The sequence below is a fragment of the Chryseobacterium sp. VD8 genome, from assembly GCF_037149975.1.
GTDB lineage: Bacteria > Bacteroidota > Bacteroidia > Flavobacteriales > Weeksellaceae > Chryseobacterium > Chryseobacterium indicum.
Map to the genome: position 1 here is coordinate 1 of NZ_JBBCQL010000306.1, position 4,313 is coordinate 4,313.

Sequence of the window (4,313 nt, forward strand, 5' to 3'; positions counted from 1 at the left end):
AGATAAAGATTCTCCTTATGTAAATGTAATTGTTTCAAGAGAAGATAACAAGACGTTCGAAAAGGTAAAAAATTTCGTAAAAGCTTATGAGTCTGACGAAGTAGTGAAGAAGGCAGAGGAAATTTTCAAAGGCGGTGCTGTGAAAGGCTGGAACTGATTTGGTGAATTGTGAATGGTTAAAAGTGAATTCCTCCGTTATGCTATAAATTCACCACTAGCAATTCACCATTGACAATTCACTATTGACAATTCACTATTGACATTTTGAAAAAGTCTATTATTATATATTCAGACATTGTTTCAATTTTTTTGAAATGATGTCTTTTTATTTTCAAATCACGGGTTATTAAAAATTATTTATTTAAAATATATTTTCTCAATTTGAGATAATAAAATTTTTTGCTATTTTTGTTTCCAATCAAAAAAGGCTTTTTATGTTTAAGAAAACCGCCATTGTAAGTTTATTCACATTTATTTCTGCTTCTTATATGGCTCAAAATACACCGCTTCCTGTTTATTTAGACGAATCCAAACCTGTGGAATTACGGGTAAAAGATGCACTTTCCAGAATGACTCTGGAAGAAAAAGTGGCGATGCTTCATGCCCAGTCAAAATTCAGTTCACCGGGGGTTCCGAGATTGGGAATTCCTGAATTCTGGACAACGGACGGACCTCACGGAGTTCGCCCGGAAGTGATGTGGGATGAATGGAATCAGGCAGGCTGGACAAACGACTCTATCATCGCCTACCCTGCTTTAACGGCACTTTCCGCGACATGGAATAAAAAAATGTCCTGGAATTACGGTAAAGCACTGGGTGAAGAAGCCCGTTACCGAAAAAAAGATATTCTTCTGGGACCGGGAGTTAATATTTACAGAACTCCACTCAACGGAAGAAATTTCGAATACATGGGTGAAGATCCTTATTTAACATCAAAAATGGTGGTTCCTTATATCAAAGGAGTACAATCCAACGGTGTGGCAACTTCTGTAAAGCATTTCGCCCTGAACAATCAGGAAATGTTCCGCCATACCAGCAATGTAAAAGTGGACGACAGAGCTTTATACGAAATTTATCTTCCGGCTTTTAAGGCGGCTGTTACGGAAGGTGATTCTTGGACGATCATGGGAGCTTATGATATGTATAAAGGTCAGTATTCTAGCCAGAACCAATATCTTCTGAACGATATTTTAAAAGGAGAATGGAAATATAAAGGGGTCGTGGTTTCCGACTGGGGTGCTGTTAACAATACCGAACAGGCTATCCACAACGGACTGGATCTTGAATTCGGAAGCTGGACAAACGGACTTTCGGCAGGGACAAAAAATGCTTACGACAATTATTATCTGGCAAAACCTTATTTAGATTTAATTAAATCCGGAAAAGTAGGAACCAAAGAACTGGATGATAAGGTTTCAAGGCTTTTAAATCTTGCGTATAAAACGACGATGAACCGAAACAAACCTTTCGGAAATATCGCTTCTGAAGAGCATAAAGCTATTGCAAAAGAAATCGGGGAAGAAGGAATTGTATTGTTGAAAAATCAGGGAAATATCCTTCCGATTGATCTGAATAAAGCTAAAAAAATTGCTGTAATCGGGGAAAATGCTATCAAAATCATGACCGTTGGCGGAGGTTCTTCTTCATTAAAAGTGAAATACGAAACGCTTCCTTTAGACGGAATTAAAGCGAGATTCGGGAAACAGTCGGAAGTACAATACGCAAGAGGTTATGTTGGAGACATCGGCGGAGAATACAACGGGGTAAAATCCGGACAGGATTTAAAAGATAACCGTTCTGAAGCTGAATTATTAAACGAAGCCGTAGAACTGGCAAAAAAATCTGATTACGTTATTTTCGTCGGAGGATTAAACAAAGCAGATTTTCAGGACAGTGAAGGAAACGACAGAAAAAGTTACGGATTACCTTACAATCAGGACAATGTCATTGCTGCATTGGCAAAAGCGAATAAAAATCTTGCGGTTGTTCTGGTTTCCGGAAATGCGGTGGCAATGCCGTGGATTAAAGAAGTTCCGACTGTTGTTCAGGCTTGGTATTTAGGTTCTGAAGCAGGAAATTCGATTGCTTCGGTTTTAGCAGGTGATGCAAACCCTTCAGGAAAACTGCCTTTCACTTTCCCTGTGAAACTGGAAGACAATTCCGCACATCAGTTGGGAGAATATCCCGGAAATAAAGCGGAATTGGAAGCAGATAAAGGGAAAGATCAGAAAAACCCGATCAATATCGCATACAATGAAGGAATCTTTGTAGGCTACAGATGGCATGATACGAAAAAAATTAAACCTTTATTCAGTTTCGGACATGGTTTAAGCTACACCACTTTCGAGTTTGGAAAAGCCAAAGCTGATAAAACAACGATGTCTCAGGACGATAAAATCACGTTTACGGTTTCTGTAAAAAATACAGGGAAAAGAGCCGGAGCGGAAGTTGCTCAACTGTATATTTCCGACCTTAAATCGTCTGTTGAAAGACCGGCTAAAGAATTAAAAGGTTTTGAAAAAGTGTATCTGAATCCGGGAGAAGAAAAAGAAGTAACGTTCACCATTGATAAATCTGCTTTAAGTTTCTTCGATCCCCAAAAACACGATTGGGTTGCAGAACCGGGAGATTTTGAAGCTCAGATCGGTAATTCTTCTGATGCCATAAAAACGAAGGTGAAGTTTACGTTAAAGTAATCTTACTTATATATTTCTAAAACGAAATGCCCGGATTTTCTCCGGGCATTTTTCGTATAAAAAATTTTCGATTACGGAAAACCGTAAAAAATTTATTTTTCATGTATTTACATTTGTATCATAAAACTGATTCATTAAAACAGAAATCATAGTTTAATTTTTTCTCCATTTAAAACTCTATAACCATAATTATGAATACAATGATTCAAGATTCAATTTCTAATACAGATGACATTTTACTAAGAATAAAATCTGAACTAAGAAACGCAAAATCCGAAATTCTGATTGCTATGGCTTGGTTCACCAATCAGGATTTGTTTGAAATTATTAAAGAAAAACTTCTGCAAAACGTAAAAGTTTTACTGATTCTTTCTGATCAGCCCGATAATGAAAAACTCGATTTTGATATTTTGGTAAGTCAGGGCTTACATTTTACGAAAATCAGGAATATTGGTTACGGAATGATGAATCTGAAATTTTGTGTGATAGACCGTACTATCGCCATTTCAGGTTCCTATAATTGGTCAAATAATGCCAAAAATAATCATGAACAGGTTTTGGTAACCAATTTCCCTAAAACAGTAAATGAACTTACAGAAAGTTTTTTCAAGATCAAAGACCGAGTGGAAAAACTCAACAACGGACTGAGTCTTGAAGAAATTGAGAGAGAAGAAAACGAATCATTTCTTCCGGTAATGAATCCTTTAAAATCTGAAAGCCAAAATAAACCATTGAATTTCCAGGAGCAATCTCTGAAAGATTTTAAAGATGTTCTGGATAGCATTATCGCCACAGAAGTCGGCTCATTCGATAAAAATCTTCTGAAAGAAAACGCTTATCAAAGAGCTTTTGAAAATCAGGGCGATCATCAGGTTCTTCCACAAGCGATGGATAGTCTTTACTCGAATTTTATTAACGAAATAGAAGTGATTGCAGAGAAGGAAACCAGACTTAAAAACAGAATTGAAGAGCAATTGAAAGTCAGCATCAGTAACGTAGAAATGAAAACTCAGAATGAGATTGACACACTAAATTATAATCTGGATGCTGAAATACATAACACAGAAAATAACATTCGGGAAACCGAGAAAAATATTGAGGATAAAAAACAGCTTATAGAATCCAATAATTCCATCAAAATCCCTTTCATTCAGGATAAAATTGATGTTCTGATGAAAAAAATAAACGAATTGAAAGTTGATTTTGTAAAACCACCTGTTAACTGGCCTTTAACGGTTACTTTAGGATTTATAGGCATCATGCTTTTATCGTATATATTCGTATTTTATTCTTCTGTTGCCTATATATTTATTTTTTCGAAAAATGAAACACTATCCGCTTTAAACAGAGGTACAGTTCCGGAAACACCGGAAGTTTTTAATTCTGATGCCATCACACAAATTTGGAACAAAGGAGCCGGCGGAATATTATTCTTGTTCCTTTTCGTAAGTATTCCTTTAGGACTAGGAATGATGAAACTCATCATGCCCAATAAAGAAGAACAATCTGGAGAAAGCAGTGTAAGTAATACATTGAAGAGACTGTTTAACAATTACGGAGGCATATTTTTAATTTTTCTGGTTGATTGCTTTATCGCTTATCGGGTGGCGAAAAATA

At 36.3% G+C, this 4,313-nt stretch carries 3 protein-coding genes; all 3 read left to right on the plus strand.

The annotated features are described in order from the left end of the window. A partial coding sequence (locus WFK35_RS21000) for a MetQ/NlpA family ABC transporter substrate-binding protein (protein WP_336734468.1) occupies positions 1–157 on the plus strand: 157 nt, incomplete at its 5' end. Between the two features lie 277 nt (positions 158–434). Next, positions 435–2,696: a glycoside hydrolase family 3 C-terminal domain-containing protein gene (locus WFK35_RS21005; RefSeq protein ID WP_336734463.1), complete on the plus strand. Its 2,262-nt coding sequence runs from the start codon at positions 435–437 to the stop codon at positions 2,694–2,696. 200 nt (positions 2,697–2,896) lie between these two features. Beyond that, positions 2,897–4,313 (plus strand): phospholipase D-like domain-containing protein (locus WFK35_RS21010; RefSeq protein ID WP_336734466.1); only part of this gene is annotated, 1,417 nt, incomplete at its 3' end.

Coding starts and splice junctions, on each gene's coding strand:
- WFK35_RS21005 (WP_336734463.1), top strand. CDS start 435: ATGTTTAAGAAAACCGCCATTGTAAGTTTATTCACATTTATTTCTGCT.